At 64.7% G+C, this 26,160-nt stretch carries 26 protein-coding genes; 8 read left to right on the forward strand and 18 right to left on the reverse strand.

What is annotated here, in order from left to right:
• Positions 1-318 precede the first annotated feature (318 nt).
• The 4 genes from AC1DRD_RS15240 to AC1DRD_RS15255 all read left to right on the forward strand — a co-directional run bounded on the left by AC1DRD_RS15240 (position 319) and on the right by AC1DRD_RS15255 (position 3,835).
• Entirely contained in the window at positions 319-1,077 is a 759-nt protein-coding gene (locus AC1DRD_RS15240) for an SDR family oxidoreductase (protein WP_478041991.1), read from the forward strand.
• Complete coding sequence (locus AC1DRD_RS15245; RefSeq protein ID WP_478041992.1) at positions 1,074-1,985, forward strand: sigma-70 family RNA polymerase sigma factor; 912 nt, start codon at positions 1,074-1,076, stop codon at positions 1,983-1,985. The genes AC1DRD_RS15240 and AC1DRD_RS15245 overlap by 4 nt, the downstream gene beginning before the upstream one ends.
• Positions 1,986-2,256: 271 nt before the next feature.
• Positions 2,257-3,195 carry a TolB family protein gene (locus AC1DRD_RS15250; protein ID WP_478041993.1) on the forward strand — a complete coding sequence of 313 codons (939 nt, stop codon included), beginning with the start codon at positions 2,257-2,259 and terminating at the stop codon, positions 3,193-3,195.
• 49 nt (positions 3,196-3,244) lie between these two features.
• Positions 3,245-3,835 (forward strand): DUF1579 domain-containing protein, encoded by a 591-nt coding sequence (locus AC1DRD_RS15255; RefSeq protein ID WP_478041994.1) that lies wholly within the window; start codon positions 3,245-3,247, stop codon positions 3,833-3,835.
• Between the two features lie 105 nt (positions 3,836-3,940).
• Here AC1DRD_RS15255 and AC1DRD_RS15260 read toward each other — a convergent pair whose 3' ends face one another.
• On the reverse strand, positions 3,941-4,834 hold the full coding sequence (locus AC1DRD_RS15260) for a LysR family transcriptional regulator (RefSeq protein ID WP_478041995.1): 894 nt from the start codon (positions 4,832-4,834) through the stop codon (positions 3,941-3,943).
• A gap of 133 nt (positions 4,835-4,967) precedes the next feature.
• On the opposite strand from AC1DRD_RS15260, the gene AC1DRD_RS15265 reads away from it, so the two are divergent.
• Both AC1DRD_RS15265 and AC1DRD_RS15270 read left to right on the forward strand, forming a co-directional pair.
• Positions 4,968-5,978: a zinc-dependent alcohol dehydrogenase family protein gene (locus AC1DRD_RS15265; protein WP_478041996.1), complete on the forward strand. Its 1,011-nt coding sequence runs from the start codon at positions 4,968-4,970 to the stop codon at positions 5,976-5,978.
• A 197-nt stretch (positions 5,979-6,175) separates the two neighbouring features.
• Positions 6,176-7,186 carry a LysR family transcriptional regulator gene (locus tag AC1DRD_RS15270; RefSeq protein ID WP_478041997.1) on the forward strand — a complete coding sequence of 337 codons (1,011 nt, stop codon included), beginning with the start codon at positions 6,176-6,178 and terminating at the stop codon, positions 7,184-7,186.
• 552 nt (positions 7,187-7,738) lie between these two features.
• On the opposite strand, the gene AC1DRD_RS15275 is transcribed toward AC1DRD_RS15270, so the two are convergent.
• Complete coding sequence (locus AC1DRD_RS15275) at positions 7,739-8,650, reverse strand: LysR substrate-binding domain-containing protein (protein ID WP_478041998.1); 912 nt, start codon at positions 8,648-8,650, stop codon at positions 7,739-7,741.
• 103 nt (positions 8,651-8,753) lie between these two features.
• On the opposite strand from AC1DRD_RS15275, the gene AC1DRD_RS15280 reads away from it, so the two are divergent.
• Positions 8,754-9,758 carry a zinc-dependent alcohol dehydrogenase family protein gene (locus AC1DRD_RS15280; RefSeq protein ID WP_478041999.1) on the forward strand — a complete coding sequence of 335 codons (1,005 nt, stop codon included), beginning with the start codon at positions 8,754-8,756 and terminating at the stop codon, positions 9,756-9,758.
• Between the two features lie 19 nt (positions 9,759-9,777).
• On the opposite strand, the gene AC1DRD_RS15285 is transcribed toward AC1DRD_RS15280, so the two are convergent.
• The 11 genes from AC1DRD_RS15285 to trbB all read right to left on the reverse strand — a co-directional run bounded on the left by AC1DRD_RS15285 (position 9,778) and on the right by trbB (position 19,491).
• Positions 9,778-10,020, reverse strand: coding sequence for a DUF2274 domain-containing protein (locus AC1DRD_RS15285; protein WP_478042000.1), 243 nt, complete (start codon positions 10,018-10,020; stop codon positions 9,778-9,780).
• A 1-nt stretch (position 10,021) separates the two neighbouring features.
• A complete protein-coding gene (locus AC1DRD_RS15290) occupies positions 10,022-11,155 on the reverse strand; it encodes a TraB/TrbI/VirB10 family type IV secretion system protein (protein ID WP_478042221.1) in 1,134 nt (377 codons plus the stop codon).
• 71 nt (positions 11,156-11,226) lie between these two features.
• Complete coding sequence (trbG, locus tag AC1DRD_RS15295; RefSeq protein ID WP_478042001.1) at positions 11,227-12,255, reverse strand: P-type conjugative transfer protein TrbG; 1,029 nt, start codon at positions 12,253-12,255, stop codon at positions 11,227-11,229.
• Positions 12,252-12,935: a conjugal transfer protein TrbF gene (trbF, locus tag AC1DRD_RS15300; protein ID WP_478042002.1), complete on the reverse strand. Its 684-nt coding sequence runs from the start codon at positions 12,933-12,935 to the stop codon at positions 12,252-12,254. Before trbF ends, trbG begins: the two co-directional genes overlap by 4 nt.
• Entirely contained in the window at positions 12,935-14,293 is a 1,359-nt protein-coding gene (gene trbL, locus AC1DRD_RS15305; RefSeq protein ID WP_478042003.1) for a P-type conjugative transfer protein TrbL, read from the reverse strand. The genes trbF and trbL overlap by 1 nt, the downstream gene beginning before the upstream one ends.
• A 4-nt stretch (positions 14,294-14,297) precedes the next feature.
• Positions 14,298-14,684, reverse strand: a complete 387-nt coding sequence (gene trbK-alt, locus AC1DRD_RS15310) for a putative entry exclusion protein TrbK-alt (RefSeq protein ID WP_478042004.1) — start codon at positions 14,682-14,684, stop codon at positions 14,298-14,300.
• Positions 14,685-14,694: 10 nt separating this feature from the next.
• Entirely contained in the window at positions 14,695-15,453 is a 759-nt protein-coding gene (gene trbJ / locus AC1DRD_RS15315; protein WP_478042005.1) for a P-type conjugative transfer protein TrbJ, read from the reverse strand.
• Entirely contained in the window at positions 15,450-17,888 is a 2,439-nt protein-coding gene (gene trbE, locus AC1DRD_RS15320; RefSeq protein WP_478042006.1) for a conjugal transfer protein TrbE, read from the reverse strand. The genes trbJ and trbE overlap by 4 nt, the downstream gene beginning before the upstream one ends.
• Positions 17,889-17,897: 9 nt before the next feature.
• Positions 17,898-18,179 carry a VirB3 family type IV secretion system protein gene (locus AC1DRD_RS15325; RefSeq protein ID WP_478042007.1) on the reverse strand — a complete coding sequence of 94 codons (282 nt, stop codon included), beginning with the start codon at positions 18,177-18,179 and terminating at the stop codon, positions 17,898-17,900.
• A complete protein-coding gene (locus AC1DRD_RS15330; protein ID WP_478042008.1) occupies positions 18,179-18,511 on the reverse strand; it encodes a TrbC/VirB2 family type IV secretion system protein in 333 nt (110 codons plus the stop codon). The genes AC1DRD_RS15325 and AC1DRD_RS15330 overlap by 1 nt, the downstream gene beginning before the upstream one ends.
• Positions 18,508-19,491: a P-type conjugative transfer ATPase TrbB gene (trbB, locus tag AC1DRD_RS15335; RefSeq protein WP_478042009.1), complete on the reverse strand. Its 984-nt coding sequence runs from the start codon at positions 19,489-19,491 to the stop codon at positions 18,508-18,510. Before trbB ends, AC1DRD_RS15330 begins: the two co-directional genes overlap by 4 nt.
• 467 nt (positions 19,492-19,958) lie before the next feature.
• Between trbB and AC1DRD_RS15340 the strand changes: the two genes are divergently transcribed.
• The gene (locus AC1DRD_RS15340; RefSeq protein ID WP_478042010.1) at positions 19,959-20,426 is read left to right on the forward strand and encodes a hypothetical protein; all 468 of its coding nucleotides are present in this window, start codon (positions 19,959-19,961) and stop codon (positions 20,424-20,426) included.
• Between the two features lie 131 nt (positions 20,427-20,557).
• On the opposite strand, the gene AC1DRD_RS15345 is transcribed toward AC1DRD_RS15340, so the two are convergent.
• The 5 genes from AC1DRD_RS15345 to AC1DRD_RS15365 form a co-directional block, all read right to left on the reverse strand.
• Positions 20,558-20,992 carry a ribbon-helix-helix protein, CopG family gene (locus tag AC1DRD_RS15345; RefSeq protein ID WP_478042011.1) on the reverse strand — a complete coding sequence of 145 codons (435 nt, stop codon included), beginning with the start codon at positions 20,990-20,992 and terminating at the stop codon, positions 20,558-20,560.
• A 7-nt stretch (positions 20,993-20,999) separates the two neighbouring features.
• Positions 21,000-22,994, reverse strand: a complete 1,995-nt coding sequence (locus AC1DRD_RS15350) for a conjugal transfer protein TraG (RefSeq protein ID WP_478042012.1) — start codon at positions 22,992-22,994, stop codon at positions 21,000-21,002.
• A 28-nt stretch (positions 22,995-23,022) separates the two neighbouring features.
• Positions 23,023-24,759 carry a relaxase/mobilization nuclease domain-containing protein gene (locus tag AC1DRD_RS15355; protein WP_478042013.1) on the reverse strand — a complete coding sequence of 579 codons (1,737 nt, stop codon included), beginning with the start codon at positions 24,757-24,759 and terminating at the stop codon, positions 23,023-23,025.
• Positions 24,760-25,003: 244 nt separating this feature from the next.
• Positions 25,004-25,768 carry a lytic transglycosylase domain-containing protein gene (locus AC1DRD_RS15360; protein ID WP_478042014.1) on the reverse strand — a complete coding sequence of 255 codons (765 nt, stop codon included), beginning with the start codon at positions 25,766-25,768 and terminating at the stop codon, positions 25,004-25,006.
• A 3-nt stretch (positions 25,769-25,771) separates the two neighbouring features.
• Complete coding sequence (locus tag AC1DRD_RS15365; RefSeq protein WP_478042015.1) at positions 25,772-26,119, reverse strand: DUF736 domain-containing protein; 348 nt, start codon at positions 26,117-26,119, stop codon at positions 25,772-25,774.
• Positions 26,120-26,160: the final 41 nt, after the last annotated feature.

Consider the following 26,160-nt stretch of genomic DNA (forward strand, 5'->3'; position numbering starts at 1 on the left):
AGCAGCTCGGTCGTGATTGTGCCTGTGATCGGGAGTTTACGATCAGCTTGGTAACGACGGTCCTTGGCGGGCGGCCTGGTCGGATGTCGTGGCGGATTGATTCCGGCGGGCGAGAAAGCGATCGCCGACATGTTGTCCAAGGGGTGGATCGAAGAGGCGGTGAAGGGTACGTCGATCATCCGAACGGGCTATCGGATAACGGACGCCGGTCAGGCGGTCCACGCGGCGGGACGCGCGCCGCACGTGCGGCGGAGGACGCGTGACTCTTTTTGCGGGCCTGAATCGTCGTAACTGCATCGAGACACCGGAGCAGGACTGATGAGCCTCAAGGACAAGACTGTCGTTGTCACTGGCGGAAGCCGGGGTCTTGGCCTAGGCCTCGTCGAGGCCTTGGTCGCGCACGGCGCCACGGTGACGGTGGTCGCCCGTGACGCCGAGGCGCTGGAGGCCGTCCGCGCGCGGCTGGGGGTGGCCACCATTGCCGCCGACGTGACCGATGAGGCGGCCGCCCATCGCGTCCTCTCCGAGGTTCGTCCGGACATCCTCGTGCTGAATGCCGGCACGCCGCCGCGCATGGGCCCATTGGACCAGATCAGTTGGGCGGACTTCACTGCCACTTGGGAAACGGACGTCAAAGCTGGACTCTATTGGCTGCAGGCGGCGCTCACCCAGCCGCTCAAGCCCGGAAGCCGGGTTCTGGTGGTGTCAAGCGGCGCGGCGGTGGGTGGATCGCCGATGTCGGGCGGTTATGGCGGCGCCAAGCGCATGCTGTGGTTCATGGCACAGTACGCTAATGGCGTCGCGGCGCAGAAGGGCCTTGGGATCCGCTTCCAGGCGATCGTACCGCAGCAGATGGTGCCCGGCACCGGGGTCGGCGACGCCGGCGTCAATGCCTATGCGCGCGCCATGGGCGTAACGCCCGAAGCGTTCCTCGCCAGGTTCGGCGCGCCGATGCCGCCCCGGGAGTTCGGCGAGAAGGTCATTTCCGTGCTTGAGGACTCAAAGTATGTCGAGGGCCTCGCTTTCGGACTCAAGGGCGACACTGGCGTGACCATACTCGAAGGAGCCGGAGCTTGAGCGCCGGACCGTCCTCGCCGGACGGCGATCCTCGGGCTGAGTTCCTCGTCCTGGCCGGCACGCTGCGCCCGGAACTGCACCGCTACTGCGCGCGGCTGATGGGTTCGGTCGTTGATGGCGAAGACGTCGTGCAGGACACGCTCATCCGGGCCCTTGCAGCGCTACAGGACATCGAGGAGATGCCACCGCTGCGGCCCTGGCTTTTCCGGATCGCCCACAATCGCGCCCTCGACCTGCTGCGCGGACAAGCGGTGCGTCGCACCGAACCGATCGAGGCGGCCGCGGACATCGCCGACCTGGCCAATTCTGACCCCATGGAGATTCTGATGCGCCAGGAAGCGGTCGAGACCGCCGTGTCTCGCTTTGTCGAACTCCCCGTGCTCCAACGGAGTATCGTCATCCTGAAGGACGTGCTGGGCGAGTCACTCATCGAGATCGCCACGCTCCTCGACACCACGGTTGACGCTGTGAAGGGGCACCTAGCGCGAGGAAGGTCGCGGCTTCGGGAGATCAATGCGCATGCCGGTCCGCCCCCGGAGGCGCGGCGCGCATCGGATGCGGTGACGCGATACGTCGCGTTCTTCAATCAGCGGAATTGGGACGGTCTGCGGGCCCTGTTGGCCGATGACGTCAAGCTCATCCAGTCTACCTACCCCCTTCGCGTGGGCTCCGCGGATGTCGGCATGTTCTTCACCATCTATGGCAAGAGCGACCGCGTATGGCTCGCCCCAGCCTGGCTGGAGGGCCGCGAGGTGATCGCTGTCTACGAAGATCAGGCCGATCCCAAGCCCAACCACTTCATGTGGCTCGAATGGCGCGATGGTCGGATCAGCTTCATCCGCGACTACCGGTACGTGGGCTATGTCATCGCCGATGCAGAGTTGGTGTTGGCCCCCGAGGCCGCCTGATATGCCTATGCCGCCGCGCAAACCACCACCCTCGGCATCTGGTCGCCTGATCAGGCCGAGCGTGGGACTCTCGGCCTCGTGCCACGCCCTCCAGATCGGCCGGAATATCCGCGGCGACATGAATCAAGCGAGATTTGATTTGATACACGGTACGCACATCAAAATCCGACATCTCGTCCCAGGCCAAGTTGGCCGGATGCGTCGAACTGCGGCGCGCGTCGCGGGACTGCGAGCGAATGTGAGAAGGCTATTACGGTCGATACGATGGGCGGTGGGTACGTTGGTGATTGCCGCTGCGCCCGTCACCGGCTGGGCACGTCAAGTGCCCGTCCCGGAAGTCTTTGCGCCGGGCGTGATTTCCGCTGGGGCGAACGACGGTGCGCCGACATTCTCCCCCGATGGGCGAACCCTTTATTTCGAGCGCACGAACTCGAAATGGGCAGCGATCCTTGTGTCGTATCGCAAGGGTGCGGCGTGGACAAAGCCGGTGCTGGCCTCATTTTCGGGCCAGACCTCCGACCAACAGCCGGCTCTCTCGCCGGATGGGCGCTATCTGGTCTTTGTCTCCAGTCGCCCGCTGGCTACCACGGCGGCGAATGCGCCGGTGAAGTTCGCCAACCATCTATATCGGATCGACCGTGTTGCGACCGGCTGGACAGCGGCACGCGAGCTACCCGCCACAATCAACATTTCAGATCGCGTCTTCAAGCCGAGCATCGCGGCGAACGGCGATGTCTACTTCATGGCCGATGTCGGGCGTGGCGGGCCACCAAAGTGGCGCCTGTTCAGTGCCCGTCGTAACGGTGACAGCTATGCACAAGCTGAACCGCTGGCGTTCAGCGGGCTGGACGACGGTGATGTCGATCCATTCATCGCTCCCGACCAGTCGTTCCTGATTTTCTCCAGCAACACTCGCAGCGTACTCAAGGACGGCCACGAACATCTGTTCATCACCTATCGGCGAGGTGCTGTTTGGTCAGCGGTCCAACCAATACGCTACGCGGGCGACGATCTGGGCGCCGATGACGGCGAGGCGCAGGTCAGTCCCGACGGACGCTGGCTTTATTTCACGAGTTCACGCGTGGTGCCGATGGCCAGGGTTCGTGATCGGCGTGCGGCGTTGAAGGCGCTCGCGCGCATGGACGCCTGGGACAACAGCAACGGCAATGCGTGGCGCTTGCCGATGTCGGGCGTCCTGAACCAGCGCTGATAACTTTAGCGCGAACGCGCTCTTTGGATTTTCAGGAAAGAAGTTTCTTATGGCCGCAAGATCTGCAGTTGCTTTTGTATCCGCGCTGGCATTCGGCGTCGCGGTCACGCTCCCCGGCGATCTTGAAGCTGCGGATCAGAAGACCCCGTCGGCGGCGCCTGCATCTGTTGGCGCGCTTGACAAGGAGCACCAGCGGCTTGCTTCCCTTGACGGAACATGGAGGGTCACGCAGTCGATGTGGACGAGCCTTGATCAAGCTCCAGCGATCGACCATGGCACGGCTACCTTCAGCATCGTTTTGGGTGGCCGACATCTCCGTCAAGATCTGCATGTCGACGCCCCTGGGAAGCCCTTCGATGGTGTCGGCTATATCGGCTACGACAATGCCACCCGCGAATATTTCAGCAGCTGGATGGATATCAATTTCACGGGAATAATTCTGGCGCATGGCGAGTACGATCCTGCCAGCAATACATATACATTCAAGACTTCCGTTCCCGGAGGTAAAAACGGAGCAGTCGTCGGGTTGCGCGAGGTGATGCACGTTTCAGACAAGGATCACTTCACTTATAAATATTTTGAAACTCACGATGGCAAGGAATCTCTCGCAATCGAGTTGAAATATGAACGAAAGAGCTGATCGGGCTTCTCGGATGAATGGTACCATCGTCGCCCGGCAGTTTTAGATTTTCTAGTCGTTTCATTATGAAGCTAGTGCAATGCACCAGGTGTTCTCGAAACAACCTCACCCCCTCCACGGCGGCTCCGGCGAAAAGCGCTTGCCGATCCAGTCGGCGAAGGCGCGGGTCTTGGCGGCCTGGCCCTTGGCTGAGGGCGTGACGACATAGACCGCGCCTTCGTCGGCCAGCGTCCAATCCTCAAGGACCGGCACCAGCCGTCCGTCGGCGAGCTCTCGCCCGACCAGCCAGTCGGTGCTCATCATCAGGCCGACGCCTTGCACGGCGGCCTCGACCAGCACCTCGGCATCGTCGGTGACCAATGGCCCGGAAACCTCGACGCGCGCGCGCCGGCCCTCGCGGTCGGTCATCTCCCAGGCCGGAAAGGTCTGGAAGCCGCTGAAGCCCAGGCAGGAGTGTTCGAGCAGCGCCTGCGGCGTCTCCGGCCTGCCCCTTCGGGCGAGATAGGAGGGGGCGGCGCAGAGCAGCCGCCGCCGTGTCGCCACCTTGCGCGCCACCAGGCGCGAATCCTGCAGCGTGCCGAGCCGCACGGCGACGTCGAAATTCTCGGCGACCAGATCGGCGAAGCGGTTGGAGAATTCGGCCTCGATGCGGACATCGGGAAATTCGGCAAGGAATTGAGGCAGCAGCGGCCCGATCCACATGCGCCCGAACGTTCCGGGCAGCGCCAACCTGAGCAGGCCGCGCGGGCCGCCGCCGGCATGTGCCGACGCGGCAGCCTCGGCTTCGTCGACGGAGGCGAGGATGGCGCGCACGCGCACTAGGAATTCGGCACCCGCTTCGGTCAGCGACACGCTTCGCGTCGTGCGAGAGAGCAGCCTGACGCCCAGCCGCTCCTCCAGCGATTGCAGGCGCCGCGACAGGATGGTCGCGTCGCGCCCGACACGCGCCGCCGCCCTGGTGAAGGAGCGCGCCTCGGCGATGGCCGCGAAGGCGGCCATTTCGGTAAGCGCCGCTGGTTCGTGGGATTGCTGCATCTTCCGCAGTACTCAAATGCAATAGCCAAGAATTATCTAGTAATAGCGCAGCAGCTAGGTTCACTCAATCCATCAATCGTCCCACCGAAGTGAACCCATGAAAGCCATCGAACTGAGCCAAGCCAGGCTGGACGCCTTCCGCGCTGCCAACGTCGCCACTCCCGAACCGCAGCGCGGTGAGGTGCTGATCCGCCAGCGTGCGGCGAGCCTCAATTTCCTCGATGTCGCGGTGGCGAGCGGCAATTATCCCGGACCCACCTTTCCGCTCATTCCGGTCGCAGACGGTGCCGGCGAGATCGTCGCGGTGGGCGAGGGCGTTACGACGTTCAACATGGGCGATCGCGTCATCGCGCATGCCAAGCCGCGCTGGATCGGTGGCCGGCCGCGGCCTTACGAGATGACGCAGATGCGCGGCATCTCGCTACCCGGGTCGCTGGCCGAATATGTAGCGCTACCAGCCAATTCGGTCGTGCCGGTGCCGGCGCATCTCTCCTTCGAGGCGGCGTCGACACTGCCGATCGCCGGCACTACAGCCTGGAACGCCATCCGCGCCGCCAATGTCGGGCCGGGCTCGGTCGTCGTGTTGCTCGGCACGGGCGGCGTCTCGATCTTCACCCTGCAGCTTGCGAAAGCCGCCGGTGCCACGGTCATCATCACCTCGTCGTCGGATGAGAAGCTGGAGCGGGCGAAGGCACTTGGCGCCGATCAACTCATCAACTACCGCGCGACGCCCGACTGGGACGGCAAGGTGCTGGAGCTGACCGGCGGCCTTGGCGCCGACCTCGTCGTCGAGACCGGCGGCACCGCCACGTTCGCCCGCGCCGTCAACGCAACCGCACCCGGCGGCACGCTGTTCACCATCGGCTTCGTCACCGGCGCCGAGGCCACGATCAACCTGCTGCCGATCATCATCAAGGCGCTGAGGGTGGTCGGCAACAACACCGGGTCGGTGTCCGACCTTCGCGACGCCGCCCGCGCCATCGGTGCAGCCATGATCGAGCCGGTCGTCGACAAGGTGTTTTCACCTGATGAAGCGGCCGAAGCTTACGCTCACATGGCCGCCGGCGGCCTGCACTTCGGCAAGCTGGTGTTCGGGTTGGAGTGGTGAGGGCACGGAGAAGCCCAGAGCGGATTGGACGAAGGCCACGCCGCTACGGCACGCAACTCGCCTTCTGGCTCGCTGCCGCAGGTATCCTCGTCGGCCTGATCGCGGCATCCGCTCTGCCGGCCAAAGCCAAGGCTATCGCCGAATGACAGGGATGGATAGCGGCCGAGCTGACCGGCACGGAATGGAGATGAACTGCGATGCCGGACCTCGCGTTTGATCTGAGACATCTCAAATATGTTATGGTGGTCGCAGAACTTGGAAGTTTTCGTCGAGCTGCGGAAGCATTGGATATTTCTCAGTCAACTGTGAGCCGCCGCATCCTTTCGCTCGAGCGGCGGCTCGGCATATCGCTGTTTGACCGCAACCGCACCGGCACCCGTCCGACCGTTGCTGGTGAGCAGTTCATTCAAGACGCGGCTTTCGGAGCGCATCACCTTCAGCAAGCGGTAATGGATCTTCGCCAAATTCGATCCGGGCTGCGTGGTAGGGTGCGCGTCGGCGTCACCGCATCGATCGGCAGTGGCTTTATCGCCGAGCTACTTTCGCACTATCGTCAACGTTTCCCAGAAGTTGAAATTCAATTCGAGGAAGCATCGCCGCAAACCAACGCGGCCAACGTTGGAAGCGGACGTCTCGATGCCGCTATCGTTCCCGGCAGGTTACGGTTGGCAGGATGCGCTGCCCGCCAGTTATGGCGAGAGCCAATGTTCTTGGCACTACCGCAGACGCACGATCTGGCTGTCCGTGAATCCGTGAGTTGGTTTGAAGTTAGACACGAGAATTTTATTGTCAGCGATGATGGATTAGGTCGTGAGACCGAGGCCTATCTCAACAACCGGTTTGCGGGAGTTGGCATGCGCCCCGAGATTGCAGTGCAACGCGTCGGCCGCGAAAATTTGCTGAATCTTGTCGTACAGGGATTCGGCCTCACTTTGACAACCCGCTCGACACTAGGACTGGATCACTCGAAGGTGGCATTCGTTGCTATTGGCGATGAGAGAGATAGCATTGCGTGGAGCGTTGCTTGGCTAGACAGCAACCGGAATCCCTCGCTGAGGCGACTACTAGAGCTGTGCAACATTCTGGCTGAACGCTGCGGTCAAAAAGAAGTTGGCGAGGGTTCCTCTGGATTTCGATGTTCGCGCGCAGCCCTCGAGGTCCCTGCCGGGCTAGGATGTCCCGCCCGATGCTCCAGTAGAGCAGGATGAGCTCGCGGTTGGGCGCACGTTATTGCACTTTCGACCCAGGCATCAAGCTCAACGATCGTGTACAAAACGGCTTGTTTTGACAGAGGGCCGGCCCAGACGTGTTGCGTGCTAATTCCATAGGTGTTGACCATTGGCCAGCGGCCGAGCACCTTCCTTTCGATATCTACGAGAACAGTAGAGCCTCTGGAATCTGGGCTGTTCTCCGAGGCGCGCCTTTCGATATCGAGTAAGTGATTTTGCTGCGAAGAGACGCATTGTCGGTGCGTTTGGGACACCTGGAGCCTCATGCAAGCGCTCTGATCGCCGCCGTTTCTTCTATGACGATCGACCGAAACCACGATTGAGTGGGATCAACGTCGGACTTGGCGTGCCAGACGGCAACCACTTAGAATCTTGGGCTTGCAAAAGGCAGGACGTACCTGGTGAGGCCAAAGGTTGTCGACAGCACGCGAGCCAAGACGCTTGGCACATTGGCCAACAGGTTCGCTGACTTCAGCAGGTGGGGCAAAGTTGAGAACCGCACCACGACGACGGCAGCTCGAGCAAGCACATCTAACCGCTCAGCAGACGAGGCATTTGATCCGCGAGCTCGTCGACCGCTATTCTAACCTTGGAGAAGATATGCTGCGCCTGTTGCCGGACAGCAAAGACGTCATTGCCGACTGCGCGGTACTCCTTCAATATCGGCCGGAGGCTTCCTTCGCTAATGCGGCCTTTCACGAGCCAGCTTGGCTGGCAGGTAATGCCTATTCCGTCCACGGCCGCATCGACGATGGAATCGAGATCATCGAACCGAATTCGCCCTTCTGTCGCAAGCTCAGCCGTGGATCCATCTGGCGCCATGAAGCGCCATGGTTCTGGTCGGCCGCGACGGTAAAATGGAAGGCAATCATGTCTGGATAGATCTTCCGGCATTGCCGGACAGCCGCGCTTCGCAAGATAGGAAGGCGCCGCACACACGATCATGTCAAATCCTCCGAGCTTCAGGCAGATCTGTCCGGCTCTGTCTGGAAGTGGCCCGATGCGAACCGCAACGTCGATGCGATCCTCAACGAGATCGACGAACTGGTCGGAAAAGCGAAGGTCCACCACGAGCCTCGCATGGCGCTGGCTTAATGCGATCATGATGGGGGCGACACACTGCCGCCCAAGGAGAACAGGTGCGGAAACACGTAAGACGCCCGACGGCGACGAGCCAGCTTGATCGAGGGCCGCTTCGGCTGACTCGATGTCCGCCATAATGACAAGGCAGCGCTCATAGAATGCCTGGCCACCGTCTGTAAGGCTCTGTCCGCGCGTCGTGCGGTGGAAAAGACGAGTATTGAGTCGCTCCTCCAGCCGCGCGACCGCTTTTCCGACTGCGGATCGTGTGAGCCCGAGCTGTTGCGCAGTCTTGGCGAAACTTCCCGCCCCGGCCGCTTGCACGAAAATCGATATACCACTCAACCGATCCACCAAGAGCATGCCTCGTAGATTTTTTCGCTACACTGAAGGGACAATCAACCTGCTTATGGAGAAATATATAATCCAATACCATTGAGCCGATCAACAATGGAAGGGATGCAACATGAAAACGTGGCATGCGACGGGACCGGGAATTGAATCTCTGCGGCTTGCGGAGGTCGACGTGCCAATACCGGGTTGGGGAGAAGTGCTGGTCCGCGTGGACGCCGTCTCCCTGAACTATCGCGATCAGCTTCTGATCGCGAATGATGGCTACGCACGTTTCGGCCTGCCTTTTACGCCCTGCTCGGACATGGCGGGCACGATCGAGGTCGTAGGGAAGGGGGTTTCGCGCTTTGCCGTTGGAGACCGGATCATCAACAACTTCAACGGCGGATGGATTGATGGCGAGCCGCCGCGACACGATGGCGAGATTGCAAGTTTCGGCGGCCCGCTGCCGGGCACCCTCGCCGAATATATGGCGCTGCCGGCGGAATGGCTGGTCAAAGCGCCGTCTTCCCTGTCGGCTGCTCAGGCAAGCACTCTGCCCTGCACCGGATTGACGGCCTGGACGAGCCTAATTGAGATCGGCCGTCTGATGCCTGGGCAGACCGTCGTCGTCCAGGGAACCGGAGGCTTTTCGCTATTTGCTCTGGAGCTGGGGCGCAGAGTCGGGGCCGAAGTGATCGTCACGACGACCAGTGCCGCCAAGGCTGAGCGTGCTTATGCGCTGGGAGCGACTCATGTGGTTGAGCGCAACGATGGGGAAAAATGGGCTGAGCAGGTGAAGGTGATCACGAAAGGACGCGGGGCCGACCATATCCTCGAAGTGGCAGGTGGCCTCAATCTGGAAAGCTCAGTTGCGGCACTTGCCCCGGGTGGCCGCATTTCTCTCGTCGGTGTCCTCGAGGGCTTCGATTCGACGTTCCCGTCAGTGCCCGCAATTCACAGTTTTGCGACCATCCAGGCGATCTATGTCGGGCATCGCGCTGGGCTTGAACGTCTGGTGCGTGCAGTGGACACGTGCGGCTTTTCTCCAGCCATCGATTCCGAATTCGATTTTGCAGAGTTTCCTAATGCGCTTGCACGACTACAGCAGGGGCCATTCGGAAAAGTTGTGGTTGTATAATCCGCGCACATGGATGCTGCTAGCCTGGGGCCTTCCCAAGGGTCCTGTACTGCCGTCTATATTTTGCGAAACCTCGATCAGTTGCTATGAATCGCTCCAGCATAGGAACGATCAGTCGGCCTGGCTCTATCGCGGCTTTCCCGCTTTCCCCGGCCAGCGCCTCGCCGTACGCAACAAGATCTCGGTATAAATTGGCGGGGAGATCGACCGAGATTTTGACGGGCTTGTCATCGACAACCGCACCGAGCTTCAGCTTGGTCACATCATGCTCCGTAGGGTTCGAGGATTAGGTCGCGCGTGACGATGACCTTCACGGGGTAGCCCGGCCGAATCGTCAGCGTCGGCGCGATGTTGAGCTGACGCCGAACGATCTGTTGGCCGGCGTCGTTGATCGTGTCCTGCCCACCATTGCGGATCGCCTGGATCAGCCGGTCATCGTCGTTGGTGGCAAGTTCGGCGCCGACGCTGAGCAGCGTCGAGAGGCCGGCGGCCTTGGCGAGATCCCACCAGTGATAGTCGACGCCGTCCTGCAGGCCAGCGTAGCCCTCAGCGTCGGCGCCAGGCTGCCGCTCCAGCACGATGCTGCGGCCGTTCGGGAAGATCAACCGGTTCCAGACCAGGAGCACGCGGCTTTGGCCGAACTGGACGTTATTGTCGTACTGACCGATAACGCGCGTGCCTTGCGGCACGAGCAGGATGCGGCCCGTTGGGCTGTCGTAGATGTTCTCGGTGACCTGGGCCGTGATCTGACCCGGTAGATCAGACCGGACGCCGGTGATCAGCGCGGCCGAGATGACTGCGCCTGCCTGAAGGATGTTCGGGGACGCCGGCGCGGCGACGCGGTCGGCCGTGACGGTGCGCCGGTCGACAGGAGCATTGAGGAAGGCCTGCTGCCGTTCCTGCGCCGTGGGTGTCGCCAGCGGCGGCGCGAGCCCAAGGCTCGTGAGATCCGGCATCGCGGTGCTGGGCGCTGTTGTGGTGACGGGTGCAACGTTGCGAGCTTCCGAGGCCGCAAACAGCCGGCTCGTTTGGGCCGTTTCTATTTCCTGAAGGCGCCGCTGCTCCTCGGCGCTGAGGCCGGGCTGTGGCTGGGCCATGCCGGGCGTCGGCACGCCTTGGCTGCGGTTCTGGGCGGTGACAATCGGCCGGCCCAGGTCGCCGGGCAGCGGGGGACCAAGCTGGGGCACGCCGGTGTAATCCCGTGGCAGACCCTGAAGACCATCCGCCGTCGAGCGGTTGTCGGTCGAATAGAGTTCCTCGGGCGGCCTACCGCCATTGCGGGTCTGAAGCGCATATACGAGCGCGCCGCCGAGGCCGAGGCTCGCGACAAGGCCTAGCCCTGCCAGAACCTTGCGAGAGAGCCGCGTCACGCGCGGCGCATCGGCGCGCAGGCGCATCGGGGCGGCCGCCCCGGGCGTCGATCCCGTCAGTGGCGCGCCGGATTCCTCTTCCTCATTCCGGTCATCGCTCACGACGAGGGCCTCCCATCGGTGCGGGTGATCCGGACGCGCTTTTGATTGTCGCCCGAGCCGAAGCGGAGTTCGGCCGCGGCAAAGAGTCGGTCAACGATCATGTAATTGTTTCGGACCCGGTAGTTGACGAGTTCGGAGGTGTTTCCCTCGGGGCCGACGACGAAGAGCGGTGGCATCTCGCCCTGGCCGATGCCCCGCGGAAATTCGATGAAGACCTGCCGGCCGTCGTCGTAGGCGCGCAAAGGCCGCCAGGCCACGCGGTCGCCCGTCACCTCGTAGCGGAAGTTGATGCGTGAAAGATCGACACCGGTGGCCACCGGCTGGCTCGCCTGTGCCTCGGCGTTCTGGCGGCGGAGCGCGATGAGCTGGTCCTGCGGATACTGCCAGGACACTGAGGCCATATAGGTGCGCTCGGTCGATCGCAGCTCCATGTGGTAGGTGCGCAGATTGGTGTTGATGACAAGATTGGTCATCAGCTCGGCGCGGGTGGGCTTCACCAAGATATGGACCTGGAGCGTCGCGCCGGAACCGCTCTGCGTGTCGCCGATGATCCATCGCACCGTGTCGCCGGCCGCCACCGGCCCGGAGCCGACGAGCTGCTCGCCCGGCTGGAGCGCGATGTCGGTGATCTGCCCAACGGCGGTGTAGACCTGATAGAGCGCGCCTTGGGTGAACGGATAGACCTGCATGGAGTTGATAAAGCCGTCGCGCACTGGCTGGATACGGGCGGCGGCGTTGGCCTGGTTGACGCGGGCCGTGGGATCGGCCGGCTCGGGCGCTCGCCGAGATTCCTCGACCGGCTTCATCTGTCCGGGTAGCGGAAGCGGCCTCGGCAATTCGACCACCCGGACTGGCGCCGGCGGATCGACGGTCTGCACAGCGGCCGGTGCGTCGTCGTAGCTGATCTCGGGCGGCTTCTGCGTCGTTGCGCAGCCGGCGAGCGCCGTGGCGGAAAGGAGTAAAGCCGCCAAAATGTGAATACAGAAAGCCGGTTCTCCGGCTTTACGGAAAATCGGCATTGTCATTGCCCCAGCTCCCGTGACCATGAAATTGCGTTGACATAGATCCCCAGCGGATTGGCGCGCAGCCGGTCGGCGTTGCGCGGGACCTGGACTACGATCGTGAGGATCGCCGTCCATCGGGTCGTTTCGGCGAGCTGGCCGTTCTCGTAGCGGCGCTCGGTCCATGCGACACGGAAGCTGGCCGGCGACGCACGGATCACGCTCGAGACGTCGACTGCGATCTGCTGGCGGCCGACCTTGGCGAAGGGATCATTGGACCGTGCGTAGTCGTTGAGCGCGGCTGCTCCTCGGTCCGTCGTGAAGTCATAAGCCCGCAACCAGTTCTGACGGACGATGATCGCGTCGGCCGGGATCGAGCGGACCTGTTCGATGAAGCGCGCTAGATGAAACGCGATCTGTGGATCGGTCGGCTGATAGTCGGCGGTTGCCGGAGCGATCGCCTGGGCCTGGCCGAGACGGTCGGTCTGGACAACCCATGGCACTACCGTTCCGCGCGCTGACTGCCAGACCAGCGCCGCCGCGAACCCTGCCGACATGAAGAGCGAGCCGAACGCCATGAAGCGCCAGCTGCGGGCCTGGACACGCGCCGACCCGATGCGGTCGTCCCAGACCTGGGCGGCGCGCTGGTAAGGCGTTTCGGGTTCGGGCGCTTTTCCATAGTGTGTGGAGGGTCGTCGGAACATCAGCGGTCCCCTTCGGAGAGGTTGATGGAGGAGCCGCCCCCGTGGCTGTCGCCACTGCGCACGGCGTGGACGGTGGTCGAGACGGCGTGGCTCATCTGTTGGGAGCGTTTCATCCGGCGAGCCCAGGCCGGCGGCTGATCGCTGCCGCTGGCGGGGCTCGGTGCGGCGTCATTGGCCGCTTCGCCGACAGTCCCCATGGTCGAGGAGCCGCCGGTCGCCTCGAAAGCGGCGCGGGCGCCGCTCGAGAAGCTGGAGCGCATGCTGGCGGCCGAGCGTTCTGCGGCGCGGCGCAGCGGCGATGTGGCGGCGGAACCAGCGGCCCTGGCGACGCCGCCTAGGCCGCTGGCCACGCCCGAGGCGCCGGTCTGCCCTGCGGCGCCGAGGCTGTATGCCGTCGATGCGCCACCTGCRAGCGCGGCGCCGCCGCGGGCGGCGGCTGCCGCGCCACCTGCAAGCGCTGCACCGCCCGAGGCGACGGCGCCGACGGTTGCAGCGCCGGCCGCGACCATGCCGCCCGCGGCGAGTCCGGTGCCGACGGCGGCGCCCGCGCCGAGCTGGGGTCCGCCCGAGACGAGACCGTTGGCAATGCCGGGGCCGAAGATGCCGAGGCCGAGAAGCGTCAATGCCGCGAGCACGATCGCCATCGCTTCGTCGATCGTCGGTGTGCGCCCGCCGAAGCCGGCGGTGAATTCGGAAAAGAGGCTCGACCCGATGCCGATGATGACGCCGAGGACGAGGACCTTGATGCCGGAGGAGATGACGTTGCCGAGCACGCGCTCTGCCATGAAGGCACTCTTGCCAAACAGACCGAACGGGATGAGCACGAAGCCGGCGAGCGTCGTCAGCTTGAATTCGATCAGCGTGACGAAGAGCTGGATCGCGAGGATGAAGAAGGCGAGCAGTACCAGCGCCCAGGCGAGCAGCATCACCGCGATCTGAATGAAGTTTTCAAAGAAACTCCAGTAACCCATCAGATCGGATATGGAATCGAGCAGTGGCCGTCCGGCATCGAGGCCCGTCTGCGCGACGCGGCCCGGCCGCATCATATCGGCGACGGTGAAGCCGGTGCCGGAGGCTTTCAGCCCGAGACCGGCGAAGCTCTCGAAGATGATCCGCGCCAGGTTGTTCCAGTTGCCGATCAGGTAGGCGAACACGCCGACGAAGAGGGTCTTCTTGACCAGGCGCGCCATGATGTCGTCGTCGGCGCCCCAGCTCCAGAAAAGCGCGGCGAGCGTCACGTCGATCACGATCAGCGTTGTGGCGATGAACGCCACCTCGCCGCTGAGCAGGCCGAAACCGCTATCGATGTAGCGGGTGAAGACCTCCAGGAAATGGTCGATGACGCCGGTGCCGCCCATGATCTCAACGCGCCTCGTTGCTGTGGGAGTCGATCGCCTGGCCTGGCTCGTTGAGGGAGGGTTCGCGCGCGGCGGGCGGGTTCTGCGGCGTGCCCTGCGGACCCGAGGCTTGGGGCGCCGGCTGGGGCTGCAAAGGCTGCGATGGCTTGAGGAAGCGATCACGGTTTTCGGACCACGCCTGAAGGCAGGCGGGATCACGGGTCCCAGCCTCGCCGAGCTGCTGGCAGCGCCGCAGCTTGGCTTTCAGCGGGTCCGTGGCCGTCTCGGTCGTCGCGGCGACGCTGCGATAGAGAGGCGGTTCGTCCTTGCGGGACAGTTCGATGGCCGTCGCCGTGATCGCGAGGGCCACGAAGCCGATGGCGCCGATACGCGCGAGAATTTTTCCGTCCATCGCCGCGCCCTCAGTTGCTGCCTGGGAACATCTGCGCGTTGCCGGGCTGATATCCCGAGCCCGGCGTTAGGAAGCGTCGGCGCTGCTCGCGGCCCTGTTCGGCGGCGGCGGACCGTTCAGCATCGGCGAGCGCCTGCGCCCGTCCGTTGGCGGCCACGACCGCGGTGAGATCGGCGAGCTGCTGGGCCTGGAGCGCCAGGAGCTGGTTGCCCGCCTGGGTGGCCTGCAAAGCGCCGGTCGCGCCCTGGCTCTGGCCGACCAGCGCCGACATTTGCGAGCGGTTGGTGTCGATGTTGCCGACGACGCCGGCCTGGACGCGCATGGCATCTTGCAGGCCGCCGACGGTGTTCTGCCAGCGCTCGCGCGCGTCCGCGACGAGCTGCTGGTCGGAGGCCGACATCGAGGCGTTGCCATAGGTAGTGCGGAACGCCTGGTCGATGTTCTGGACGTTGTAAGCGATGCGCTGGGCTTCACCGAGGAGCTGCTGGGTCCGCTGTACGGACTGCTGTAGCTGCTGCAGCGAGGAGTATGGCAGGCTCGCAAGGTTGCGGGCCTGGTTGATCAACATCGTCGCTTCGTTCTGAAGCGAGGTGATCTGGTTGTTGATCTGCTGGAGCGCCCGAGCGGCCTGAAGCACGTTCTGTGCATAGTTGGTCGGGTCATAGACGATGATAGCTTGGACAGGCGTCGCCAGCATCGGCGCGAGCGCGATGGAAGGAACAAGCAGCGCGGCCGCGAGCCGCGCCGCGCGGAAACGGCGCAGTGTCATGGGATCTTCTCCAGGTTGGTAAGGTTGGGAATGAGGTCGGCGGCCCAATCGACGCCGCGATGGCGCAGCCAGGCCGCGAGGAAGCCTTTGCGCCCGTGTTCGGCGACGATGCGGTCGATGGCGGCCTGGTCGGTCTTGGAGGACGCCGCGCAGAGCGCAAGCGCCACGTCAGCGAGGCCCAGCTCGAAGAGCCGGTTGCCGCGGCGGCTCTGGCAGTAATAATCCCGCTTGGGCATTGCCCGTGCGAGGATCTCGATCTGCCGGTCGTTGAGGCCGAACCGGCGGTAGATCGCGGTGATCTGCGGTTCGATCGCCCGCTCGTTCGGAAGCAGAAGCCGCGTCTGGCAGCTCTCGATGATGGCCGGCGCGATCGCCGATCCGTCGATATCGGAGAGCGACTGCGTGGCGAAGACGACACTGGCGTTCTTCTTGCGCAACGTCTTCAGCCATTCGCGGAGCTGGCCAGCGAATCCTTCGTCGTCGAGGGCGAGCCAGCCTTCGTCGACGATGATAAGCGTCGGCTCGCCGTTCAGCCGGTTCTCGATCCGGTGGAAGAGATAGGCGAGCACCGCCGGCGCCGCGGCTGTCCCGATCAAACCTTCGGTTTCGAAGGCCTGGACCGTGGCGACGCCGAGCTGCTCGCTCTCGGCGTCGAGGAGCCGGCCATAGGGTCCGCCGACGCAATATGGCCGCAGCGCCTGCTTCAGGTCGTTCGACTGGAGCAGAACGGACAGGCCCGTGAGGGTCCGCTCGCCGATCGGCGCACTCGCGAGCGACGACAACGCGGTCCAGATCAGCTCCTTGACCTCAGGCGTCACCTGGATGGTCTCGCGCATCAAGATTGCGACGATCCAGTCCGCGGCCCAGGCGCGCTCGGCCGCCTCGTCGATCCGGCACAACGGCTGAAGCGCGACGCTGTCGGCCGAGCCCTCGGTCAAGCCGCCGCCGAGATCGTGCCAATCGCCGCCCATTGCGATGGCGGCGGCGTGGATCGACCCTCCGAAGTCGAAGGCGAAGACCTGGGCTCGGGCGTAGCGCCGGAACTGTAGCGCCATGAGCGCCAGCAGCACGGATTTGCCGGCCCCGGTCGGGCCGACGACGAGCGTGTGGCCGACATCGCCGACATGGATTGAGAACCGGAACGGGGTGGATCCTTCGGTCTTGCCGTACAGCAAGGGGGGCGCACCGAAGTGCTCATCCCGTTCCGGCCCCGCCCACACGGCACTGAGGGGGATCATGTGGGCGAGATTGAGTGTCGAGATCGGCGGCTGACGCACATTGGCGTAGGCATGACCGGGCAGCGAGCCGAGCCAGGCATCGGCCGCGTTGATCGTCTCGGGCATGGCCGTGAAATCGCGGCCCTGGATGACCTTCTCGACGAGACGGAGTTTCTCCGCCGCGACGCGGGGATCGGCGTCCCAGACGGCGATCGTCGCGGTGACGTAAGCCTGTCCGGCATAGTCGGCGCCGAGTTCCTGCAGCGCGAGGTCGGCGTCGGCCGCCTTGTTGGCGGCATCGGAGTCGACCAGGGCGCTGGACTCGTTGGTCATCACCTCCTTGAGGATCGCGGCGATTGACTTGCGCTTGGAGAACCATTGCCGCCGGATCTTGGTCAGCAGCTTCGTCGCGTCGGTCTTGTCGAGCAGGATCGCCCGCGTGGCCCAGCGATATGGAAAGGCCAGCCGGTTGAGGTCGTCGAGGATGCCGGGCGTGGTCGCGGTCGGAAAACCGACGACGGTCAGGATTCGCAGGTGCGCATCGCCAAGGCGCGGCTCCAGCCCGCCTGTAAGCGGTTGGTCGGCGACCAGCGCATCGAGATACATCGGCGTCTCGGGAACGCGCACGCGATAGCGCTTCGTCGAGACGGTCGAGTGCAGATAGGTCAGCGTCTCGACATCATCGAGCCAGCCGCATTCCGGCATAAAGGCTTCGACGAGCTGCAGGATGCGGTCGGTGCGGTCGACAAAACCGCGCAACGCTTCCCAGGCGTCGACGCCGCGATCGGCCTTGCCTTCGTAGAGCCAGTTCTCGGCCCGCGCGGCATCCTCGGCCGGCGGGAGGAAGACGAAGGTCAGGAAGTAGCTCGACTCGTAGTGGACGGCGTCCTCTTCGAAATCGGCCTTGCGCTCGGCATCGATGATGGCCGAGGCGGGGTCGGGAAACCGGCTCGCCGGATAGGCGCCGACGGCATGACGCTGCGCCTCGACGAAGATCGCCCAGCCGCTGCCGAGGCGGCGGAAGGCGCTGTTGAGGCGGCCCGCGACGGCGACCAGCTCGGCCTGGACGGCGGAATCGAGATCGGGCCCGCGGAAGCGCGCGCTGCGTTGGAAGGAGCCGTCCTTGTTTAGGACGACGCCGGGGGCGACCAGCGCCGCCCAGGGCAGGAAATCGGCGAGACGGGTCGAGGTCCGGCGGTATTCGGCAAGGTTCATCATGGGCGCGACTCAGACGTTCAGGTGACCGGGAATGCGGAGGTGCCGGCGACCGACGTCGACAAATTGCGGGTCGCGCTTGGCCGCCCAGACGGCGGCGAAGTGGCCGATCGCCCAGAGGCCGAGGCCGACCAGCCAGAGACGAAGGCCGAGACCGAGAGCGGCGGCGAGCGTGCCGTTTAGGATGGCGATGGCCCGAGGCGCGCCGCCGAGCAGGATGTGCTCGGTCAGGGCTCGGTGGACCGGGACGCTGTAGCCGGGCACGTCGCCGCCGTTCTCGATCAGGCCCGCCATCAGACGAGCGCTCCGCCGCCGAACGAGAAGAACGACAGGAAGAAGCTCGACGCCGCGAAAGCGATCGACAGGCCGAAGACGATCTGGATCAGGCGGCGGAAACCGCCGCTGGTGTCGCCGAAGGCGAGCGTCAGGCCGGTGACGATGATGATGATCACCGCGATGATCTTGGCGACCGGGCCTTCAATGGATTCGAGGATCGATTGCAGCGGCGCTTCCCACGGCATCGAGGAGCCGGAGGCGTGAGCGGCCGGCGCCAGCAGCACGCTGGCTAAGAGGACGGATGCGGCGGTCGCGACGTGACGACGGAAACGCAGGGCACGGCGGATCATGCGGGTTCTCCTTCGGGGGGCTGGGTTGCGGGGCAGACGCGGTAGTCGCCGTCGGGACCGAGCCCCTCGACGCGGCCGAGCTCGGCCAGGCGCCGGGTGGCGCCGCGGCCCGAGAGGACGGCGACGACGTCGATCGTCTCTGCGATCAGAGCGCGCGGGACGGTGATGACGGCTTCCTGGATGAGCTGCTCGAGCCGGCGCAGCGCGCCGAGAGCGGTGCCCGCGTGGATCGTGCCGATCCCGCCCGGATGTCCGGTGCCCCAGGCTTTCAACAGGTCGAGCGCTTCCGCGCCGCGCACCTCGCCGATTGGGATGCGATCGGGGCGAAGGCGAAGCGAGGAGCGGACAAGGTCTGACAGCGTGGCGACGCCGTCCTTGGTCCGCATGGCGACCAGGTTCGGCGCGGCGCATTGCAGCTCGCGGGTGTCCTCGATGAGGACGACGCGGTCGGAGGTCTTGGACACCTCAGCGAGCAGTGCATTCGTGAGCGTGGTCTTGCCGGTCGAGGTGCCGCCGGCGACAAGGATGTTACGGCGATCAGCGACGGCCTGGCGCAGGATTTCGGCCTGCTCGGCCGTCATGGTGTTGGCGGCGACGTAGTCCTGCAGCGTGAAGACGGCGACGGCGGGCTTGCGGATCGCGAAAGCCGGCGCCGCCACGACCGGCGGCAGCAGGCCCTCGAATCGCTCACCCGTTTCCGGCAGCTCGGCCGACACGCGGGGGTTGCCGGCATGGACCTCGGCACCGACATGATGCGCGACCAGGCGCACGATGCGCTCGCCATCGGCCGCTGAGAGCCGCTCGCCAGTGTCGGACAACCCTTCGGAGAGCCGGTCGATCCAGAGACGGCCGTCGGGGTTGAGCATCACCTCGACGATCGCGGGGTCTTCCAGAAACCGCGTGATTGCGGGGCCAAGCGCGGTGCGCAGCATGCGCGCGCCGCGAAGGATCGCCTCGGATTTCTGATGAGTTGCCGCCACATCGTCCCCGTTCTTTTGCGGGTCCGCGAAATGCGGCCCCGGATCGGGGATGAGTAGAAGAGACAGAAATCATGGCCTGACAACAACCATAATGTGGTCGTGGTACTGTGGCGTAGGAATACAGGGAAACGGCGGAACTCGCGAGAATCCTTGCGTGTCAGTAATGATAGAGCATCGCGTCGGTCTTGAGCGCCCTCGAGCCCTGCGAGTCGCTGACCCCAGGTTGACATTCGCTCGGTCGGGAGGTGGCGCACGAAGCGGCTGAACAGCGAGCGACGCGGTTCGTTCTCAGATGTCGACGGGCCGCCCGCCGCCTGATAGCGGTCATTGCCGTTCTAGCATAACCGGAGAAAAGTAAAGCTGACGGTCATTTTCGGCTGGCATCGCATCGATGGGCTAGCTACGAAAAATTGTGTCCGCATCGCATGCAGCACCCAATTCGCACCCTTGATGGATTCAAAACGAGCATGATCGTCAATTCTCTTGCGGCGCTATTGTTGGCCACTACCGCCTCCCCACCGGTCGACGGTTTAGACCGAATTGTTGGCGATTGGGCCTGTGCCGGCCACTTTGTAAAAAGTCAGAAGCCGCTTGCTGCTTTGGTCACGGCAGCACGCGACCCGGGCACTGGAGCGCTGGTCGTGCACCACGACGATGCCCTTGGCGGTACGTACAAATCGCTCGAAGTTTGGAGCTCGTCGCTGAAGAAACCGGGAATGCGTGCATCTATTAGCGATGTTAGCGGCATGCGTTGGTTTCAATCAAAAGGCTGGGAGGACGGTCGCCTCGATTGGGATCGTCTTGAGGGAGCTGTAATAGTCGAAAGATTCTCTTACAGTTTCAACATTCGTGGCGAAATGCAGATAGATTGGTCGTCAGTGCAAGCGGGCCAACCGCTGTCGCTTGGCGATTCTCTTACATGTCGCCGAGCTTAGCCTGATCGGCAAAGGTAATGCGCACTAACTGCTTTCAATAATTACTATTTTGCGGTTACCGCCCGCTCCTTGCCTGCGGTTGGGCGGCACGCGGCCGATCACCGAACCTCAAGGTTGGATAATGCATAATTTTAATCCGCTTCTTGGGCGGCCGTGATGTCTTCGGAAATCTCCTGGCGCAGCTTCGGCCCCTTGGCGAGTCTGCGCCCGAGCGCGGCGACGAAGGCGTCGTAGCGCTCGCCGGCCTGGGCTCGTGCTGCCGCCTGCGCCGGCTCGGGCAGCGGCGGGTTGGTGGTGAGCCAGAAGCGCACGAAGACAGCAAGCATCTCGACCGAGATGCCGACGTCGCGCTCCATCCGCGTCATGCGCCGGTCGAGCTGGTCGAGGCGTTTCGTTGTCGCCGCCTCCTGCCGTTCGGCCGCATCCGGCGAGAGGAAGGATGCGATCGCTGCCTCGGCGATCAGCGAGCGCGACTGGTCGCGGCGCGCGGCATGGGCGGCGAGCGCCTTCATCACCTCGGGGTCGAGATAGACCGACAGGCGCTGCTTCTTCGACGGATTGGCCATGGGCGGCTCACAGCTCCATGCCATCGTTGGGATCGAGCGAGACCTGGCGCGCCACGCCCTGCATGATCTGGTTGGCGCGGCTGAGGCGTGCTGTGTCGTCATCGGCGTCGTCGTCGAGCCCAACCTCGAACTCGTTCTCGATCGGCGCCTTCTTCTCGACGGGCGAGGCGCGGGTCAGCTCGGGCTGGTGGCGCCGTTCCGATCCCGTCGGATCTTCATCGCCAGCCTCCGCGGGGCTGGTCGCGTCGGACGTTGTGGCGCTCGCCGGCCGGGCCGGACGCGGCAACCGGCTCCAATCGTCTGTACCTGGCCGTGTCGGCTTGGTGAGCGCCGGCGGCTGCATGATACGATCCTTGAAGCGGCGATCTTCGTAGTAGCGGGCCTTCTTGGCGCGGATCGGTGGCGTGCCTGCCACCATGACGATCTCGTCCGCCGGCGGGAGCTGCATGATCTCGCCTGGGGTGAGCAGCGGCCTGGCCGTCTCTGAGCGCGAGACCATCAGGTGGCCGAGCCAGGGCGAGAGACGATGGCCGGCATAATTGCGCATGGCGCGCATTTCGGTCGCGGTGCCGAGCGCATCGGAGACGCGCTTGGCGGTGCGTTCGTCGTTGGTCGCGAAGCTGACGCGGACATGGCAGTTGTCGAGGATCGAATTGTTCGGCCCGTAGGCCTTCTCGATCTGGTTCAGCGACTGCGCGATCAGGAACGCCTTCAGGCCATAGCCCGCCATGAACGCCAGCGCCGATTCAAAGAAGTCGAGCCGACCGAGCGCCGGAAATTCATCGAGCATCAGGAGCAGCCGATGCCGGTTGCCCTTGGCCTTGAGGTCCTCGGTCAGGCGCCGGCCGATCTGGTTGAGGATGAGCCGGATGAGCGGCTTGGTCCGTGCGATGTCGCTCGGCGGCACGACAAGATAGAGGCTGGTCGGCTGCCGGGCGCCGACGATGTCGGCGATGCGCCAGTCGCAGCGGCGCGTCACCTCGGCGACGACGGGGTCGCGGTAGAGGCCGAGGAAGGACATGGCGGTCGAGAGCACGCCCGAGCGTTCGTTATCGGACTTGTTGAGCAGCTCGCGAGCGGCCGAGGCGATCACCGGATGCGGCCCGGCCTCGCCGAGATGGGCGGTCTTCATCATCGCCGCCAAGGTGGATTCGATCGGCCGCTTCGGATCGGACAGGAAGGCGGCGACGCCGGCGAGCGTCTTGTCCTCCTCGGCGTAGAGGACATGCAGGATCGCGCCGACCAGGAGCGCGTGGCTGGTTTTCTCCCAGTGGTTCCGCTTCTCGAGGCTGCCTTCCGGATCGACCAGGATGTCGGCGATATTCTGCACGTCGCGCACCTCCCACTCGCCGCGGCGCACCTCGAGCAGCGGATTGTAGGCGGCCGATTTCGCATTGGTGGGATCGAAGAGCAGCACCCGGCCGTGGTGGGCCCGGAAGCCGGCGGTCAGCGTCCAGTTCTCGCCCTTGATGTCATGGACGATCGCTGAGCCAGGCCAGGTCAGCAGGGACGGCACGACCAACCCGACGCCCTTGCCGGATCGCGTCGGCGCGAAGCACAGCACATGCTCAGGCCCGTCGTGGCGAAGATAGACGCGGTCGAACGTGCCGAGCACCACGCCGTCATCGCCGAGTAGGCCAGCGCCTCGCACCTCGTCATGACGCGCCCAGCGGGCCGAGCCGAATGTTTCGGCATTCTTCGCCTCGCGGGCTCGCCACACCGACATGCCGATGGCGACGGCGATCGACACGAAGCCGCCGGATGCCGCGATATAGGCTCCCTCGACGAATATCGGCGGCGCATAGGCGTCGTAGAAGTACCACCAGGGAAAGAAGGACCACGGATAGTAGATCGGCCAGTCGCCGAGCATGAACCACGGCGGCCCGAGCTGGGGTTGGAAGCCGAGCTTGTAGGCCGTCCACTGCGTGGCCGCCCAGGTCGTCAATATGACGATGGCGAAAACGGTGAGGATCTGGCCCCAAAGGATCTTGGTAGCGGACATGGCGGGGTCCTTTCGCTTGGGATGGTGGTCACAGGCCGAGCCCCCGCTGGCGGCCGAAGCTCCAGTCGACGCCACCGTCGCTTCGGGCGACGCCGGAGACGTGGCGGCCGAGCTGTTTTTCGATTGATGGCGTCCAGGGCACGAGGCTGAATCCGAGCCCGTCGTCGATCATGGCGAAGCGGCCGCTCGCGAGGTTCAGCCGCCGCTGGTAGGTGCCGGTGATATACTCGCCGGACTCAGGCTTGACCTGCGGCCGGCCGGTCTCGGCGGCGATGCGTTCGGCGACGGCCTCCAACTCGCGACGCCGCAGCGTGTCGACGAGGCCGGGCTGGAAGCTGACACCGCGCTTCTGACGTTCGGCGAGGCCTTGGTCGACGAGATGTTCGGCCCGCCGGTCCCTGGCGTTGCGCACCTCGGCGCCGAAGCCGCCGCCGAGCGCCACCGGCTCGCGGGCGATATTCTGCCGGTCGAGCCAGGTCGCCCCGGTCGCGGTGACCTGCCGCTGGATGTCGAGGTCGGAGCGGACCGCGATCGCCATGCGCCGCTGGCCGCGCGCGTCGTCGAATTTCCGAAGCTCGACGATCGAGCCCGGCGCGCTGTCGCCGACCGCGTCGAGGTCGGGCAGCTTGATGTGGTGGGTGCGGCCGTCGATCCCGTCGACCACGGCGAAGGCCGTGCCCTTCAGCTCGTCATCGAGGCCGCGCGCGACCAGGCGGCCAATGACGGGATCGTTGAGGCTTTCGGAGGCGAGCACATAGCTCGCCGCGCCGCGCTCGATGCCGCGCTCGGTCAGGCCGTGATGGATGCGCTTGATGATGTCGCCGCGCTCGCCGAGCTCGCGCAATGTCGCCTCGGCCTTGTCAGAGAGCGTCCACTGGCCGGGACCGATCTCGTCGGCGAGTCCGAGGCCTTCGAGCTTGCGCAGCCGCCCGATCTTCAGCGCATGGAATTCGTCGGGCTGCCGATCGGCATGCGGCGCGAGATCGATGACGCCGGTGCGATAGGCATCGCGGGCGAGCTGGCGATCGAGGTTGGTCCAGCGATCGGCGTCGATCTGATGCTCCAGCGTCTGCCGGATCTCCTGATCGGTCCGCGGTCCCAGCTCCTGGGTGATGAGGTCGCGCGCCCGATCGCGCATGCCCTCCTTTATATAGTCGCGCGAGATCACCAGATTCTCGCCGTCGTCGCGCACACCGCGGACGATCAGGTGAACATGCGGATGCTCGGTGTTCCAGTGATCGACCGCGACCCATTCGAGCCGCGTGCCGAGATCTTTCTCCATCTGGCCGACCAGCTCGCGGGTGAAGCCTTTGAGGTCGGCCATCTCCAGCGCGTCGTCAGGCGAGACGATGAAGCGGAAATGGTGGCGGTCGTTCTCGGCGCGGTCGGCGAAAGCCTTGGCGTCCACGTCGTCACCGCCCGGACCGAACAGCCGAGCCTTCTCCCCGTCGCGGGTAACGCCGTCGCGCCGCAGGTAACCGAGATGGGTCGCGAGCGGCGCGCTGCGGCCGCCATGACGGACGACGCGCGCCTTGATCACCGCACCACGCGAGCGCGCGGTGATGAGGCGGTTCGCCTGGATCGAAGCGCGCTGGCCGCGCCCGAACCGGGACCGCGCGCCGGGTCCGATCTTTCCTTGCCGGGAGACGCTGCCGCCGGCGCGCTGGGCGGCGGCCAGCGCCTGGGCGATGAAGGGCCGCGCGCGCTGCGCGCTGGTCGAGCGGATGCGGCCTGGCCGGATGCGGATTTCGTTCTCGTCGGTCATGCCCGACGCTCCGCACATCGCGTCAAGGCGATGGTTTTCCTCGGAAATGAGCGGAAACGCAGGCTGCCCCAATCAGGCGCACCTCGCGAAATCGCGCCATAACCCCTTGAAAAAGCACAACCGAACCAAGGCGCACATCGCGCCCCTTTATCCTGCCATCGTGCGGTTGTGGTGACTGCTCTTCCCACTTCTGGCGCCAATTTCACGCCAGAGACCGACAATGCCGCAGGGAGTGCGAAGCCCATCATCGCGGCCCCGCACTATCGGTACGCGTCACGAACAGGCCGTCCGATCGCAGTGCAGGCGGCGTTGGATCGCGCACGGACTCCGGCGCGGGTGGTACTACCGGATCGCTATCGGTCTGCTGCCGACCTGCACTCGGCCTGCTATCGACCTGCACGATGAAGAGCGGTGCACGGGTCCAGGCGAGCGGATCGGCGGAGGCTACGATGACGGGGGCAGCGAGATCGCCGCCGCCGATGATCGGTGCGAGAGCGGCGACATAGGCGCGCGTTTCGGCCGGCAATGGGCGGCCGGTGGCGCGATATTCCTCATAGCGCCCGGGACCGGCATTGTAGGCCGCCAGAAAGCCGAGCGAGCCGTAACGATCGTGCATCTCGCGCAGATACGCAGCGCCCGCCATGATGTTGTCGCGTGGGTCGTAGGGATCGCCGCCGAGACCATGTCGAGCGCGCAAATCGCCCCACGTCGCTGGCATGACCTGCATCAGCCCCATCGCGCCCTTGGGTGAGATCGCGCGCACATCACCGCGGCTTTCGATGCGCATGACTGCACGAATCCACGCCTCCGGAATGCCAAACCGGCGCGCTGCGTCGGCGATATGACCGGCATAGGGATCGTTGGGTGATGCCCGCTCTACCGGCGCGTCCTGGGCTGCGGTTGGAGCGGCCAGCTGCAGGGCGATGAGTAGGCCGGAAAGGAGAAGGAAGGTTGTTCGCCGGGCGGTGGGAAACCGCCCGACGACAACGTGATGGCGGCGGGCCGGCATCGCTCAGTCCCGCTCGCCGCGCTTGGGCGGGCGATTCCAATGCAAACCCCAAGCGGACTTGTCGTCGGCCGACTGAAACAGGTTGGCGCGGATCGGCAGCGGAAAGCATGGATCATCAAGCTGCAGCGCAACGTAATCTCCGGCCTTCTCGCCGGTGCGCTTCCAACCCGCGCCGAGTTCGGCTCCGGGTTCGTTGTTCATGCCGTCGAAGACGTGAACGCGGAAATCTGGCGCATTCTCGGCGTCGGACGGCTCGGCGGGAAGGATGATGATGTCCTGATGCAGCAGGAGTGTTTCCAAGTGGCCGATGAAGCCGCCATCGTCGCGGGTAAACTGACCTATCAGGGACATGATTGCCTCCGTGGATGTGCGGTGAGGTTGGGATTGGGCAC

This window comes from Sphingomonas sp. P4_G2, assembly GCF_056401155.1.

Bases quoted from the DNA above. Each gene is read 5' to 3' on its own strand.
- AC1DRD_RS15240 (WP_478041991.1), top strand. From the start codon at position 319: ATGAGCCTCAAGGACAAGACTGTCGTTGTCACTGGCGGAAGCCGGGGT.
- AC1DRD_RS15255 (WP_478041994.1), top strand. From the start codon at position 3,245: ATGGCCGCAAGATCTGCAGTTGCTTTTGTATCCGCGCTGGCATTCGGC.
- AC1DRD_RS15260 (WP_478041995.1), bottom strand. From the start codon at position 4,834: ATGGCCGCCTTCGCGGCCATCGCCGAGGCGCGCTCCTTCACCAGGGCG.
- AC1DRD_RS15265 (WP_478041996.1), top strand. From the start codon at position 4,968: ATGAAAGCCATCGAACTGAGCCAAGCCAGGCTGGACGCCTTCCGCGCT.
- AC1DRD_RS15270 (WP_478041997.1), top strand. From the start codon at position 6,176: ATGCCGGACCTCGCGTTTGATCTGAGACATCTCAAATATGTTATGGTG.
- AC1DRD_RS15275 (WP_478041998.1), bottom strand. From the start codon at position 8,650: ATGCTCTTGGTGGATCGGTTGAGTGGTATATCGATTTTCGTGCAAGCG.
- AC1DRD_RS15280 (WP_478041999.1), top strand. From the start codon at position 8,754: ATGAAAACGTGGCATGCGACGGGACCGGGAATTGAATCTCTGCGGCTT.
- AC1DRD_RS15290 (WP_478042221.1), bottom strand. From the start codon at position 11,155: ATGCGCCTGCGCGCCGATGCGCCGCGCGTGACGCGGCTCTCTCGCAAG.
- trbG (WP_478042001.1), bottom strand. From the start codon at position 12,255: ATGACAATGCCGATTTTCCGTAAAGCCGGAGAACCGGCTTTCTGTATT.
- trbF (WP_478042002.1), bottom strand. From the start codon at position 12,935: ATGTTCCGACGACCCTCCACACACTATGGAAAAGCGCCCGAACCCGAA.
- trbK-alt (WP_478042004.1), bottom strand. From the start codon at position 14,684: ATGGACGGAAAAATTCTCGCGCGTATCGGCGCCATCGGCTTCGTGGCC.
- trbJ (WP_478042005.1), bottom strand. From the start codon at position 15,453: ATGACACTGCGCCGTTTCCGCGCGGCGCGGCTCGCGGCCGCGCTGCTT.
- trbE (WP_478042006.1), bottom strand. From the start codon at position 17,888: ATGATGAACCTTGCCGAATACCGCCGGACCTCGACCCGTCTCGCCGAT.
- AC1DRD_RS15325 (WP_478042007.1), bottom strand. From the start codon at position 18,179: ATGGCGGGCCTGATCGAGAACGGCGGCGACGTGCCCGGCTACAGCGTC.
- AC1DRD_RS15330 (WP_478042008.1), bottom strand. From the start codon at position 18,511: ATGATCCGCCGTGCCCTGCGTTTCCGTCGTCACGTCGCGACCGCCGCA.
- AC1DRD_RS15340 (WP_478042010.1), top strand. From the start codon at position 19,959: ATGATCGTCAATTCTCTTGCGGCGCTATTGTTGGCCACTACCGCCTCC.
- AC1DRD_RS15345 (WP_478042011.1), bottom strand. From the start codon at position 20,992: ATGGCCAATCCGTCGAAGAAGCAGCGCCTGTCGGTCTATCTCGACCCC.
- AC1DRD_RS15350 (WP_478042012.1), bottom strand. From the start codon at position 22,994: ATGTCCGCTACCAAGATCCTTTGGGGCCAGATCCTCACCGTTTTCGCC.
- AC1DRD_RS15355 (WP_478042013.1), bottom strand. From the start codon at position 24,759: ATGACCGACGAGAACGAAATCCGCATCCGGCCAGGCCGCATCCGCTCG.
- AC1DRD_RS15360 (WP_478042014.1), bottom strand. From the start codon at position 25,768: ATGCCGGCCCGCCGCCATCACGTTGTCGTCGGGCGGTTTCCCACCGCC.
- AC1DRD_RS15365 (WP_478042015.1), bottom strand. From the start codon at position 26,119: ATGTCCCTGATAGGTCAGTTTACCCGCGACGATGGCGGCTTCATCGGC.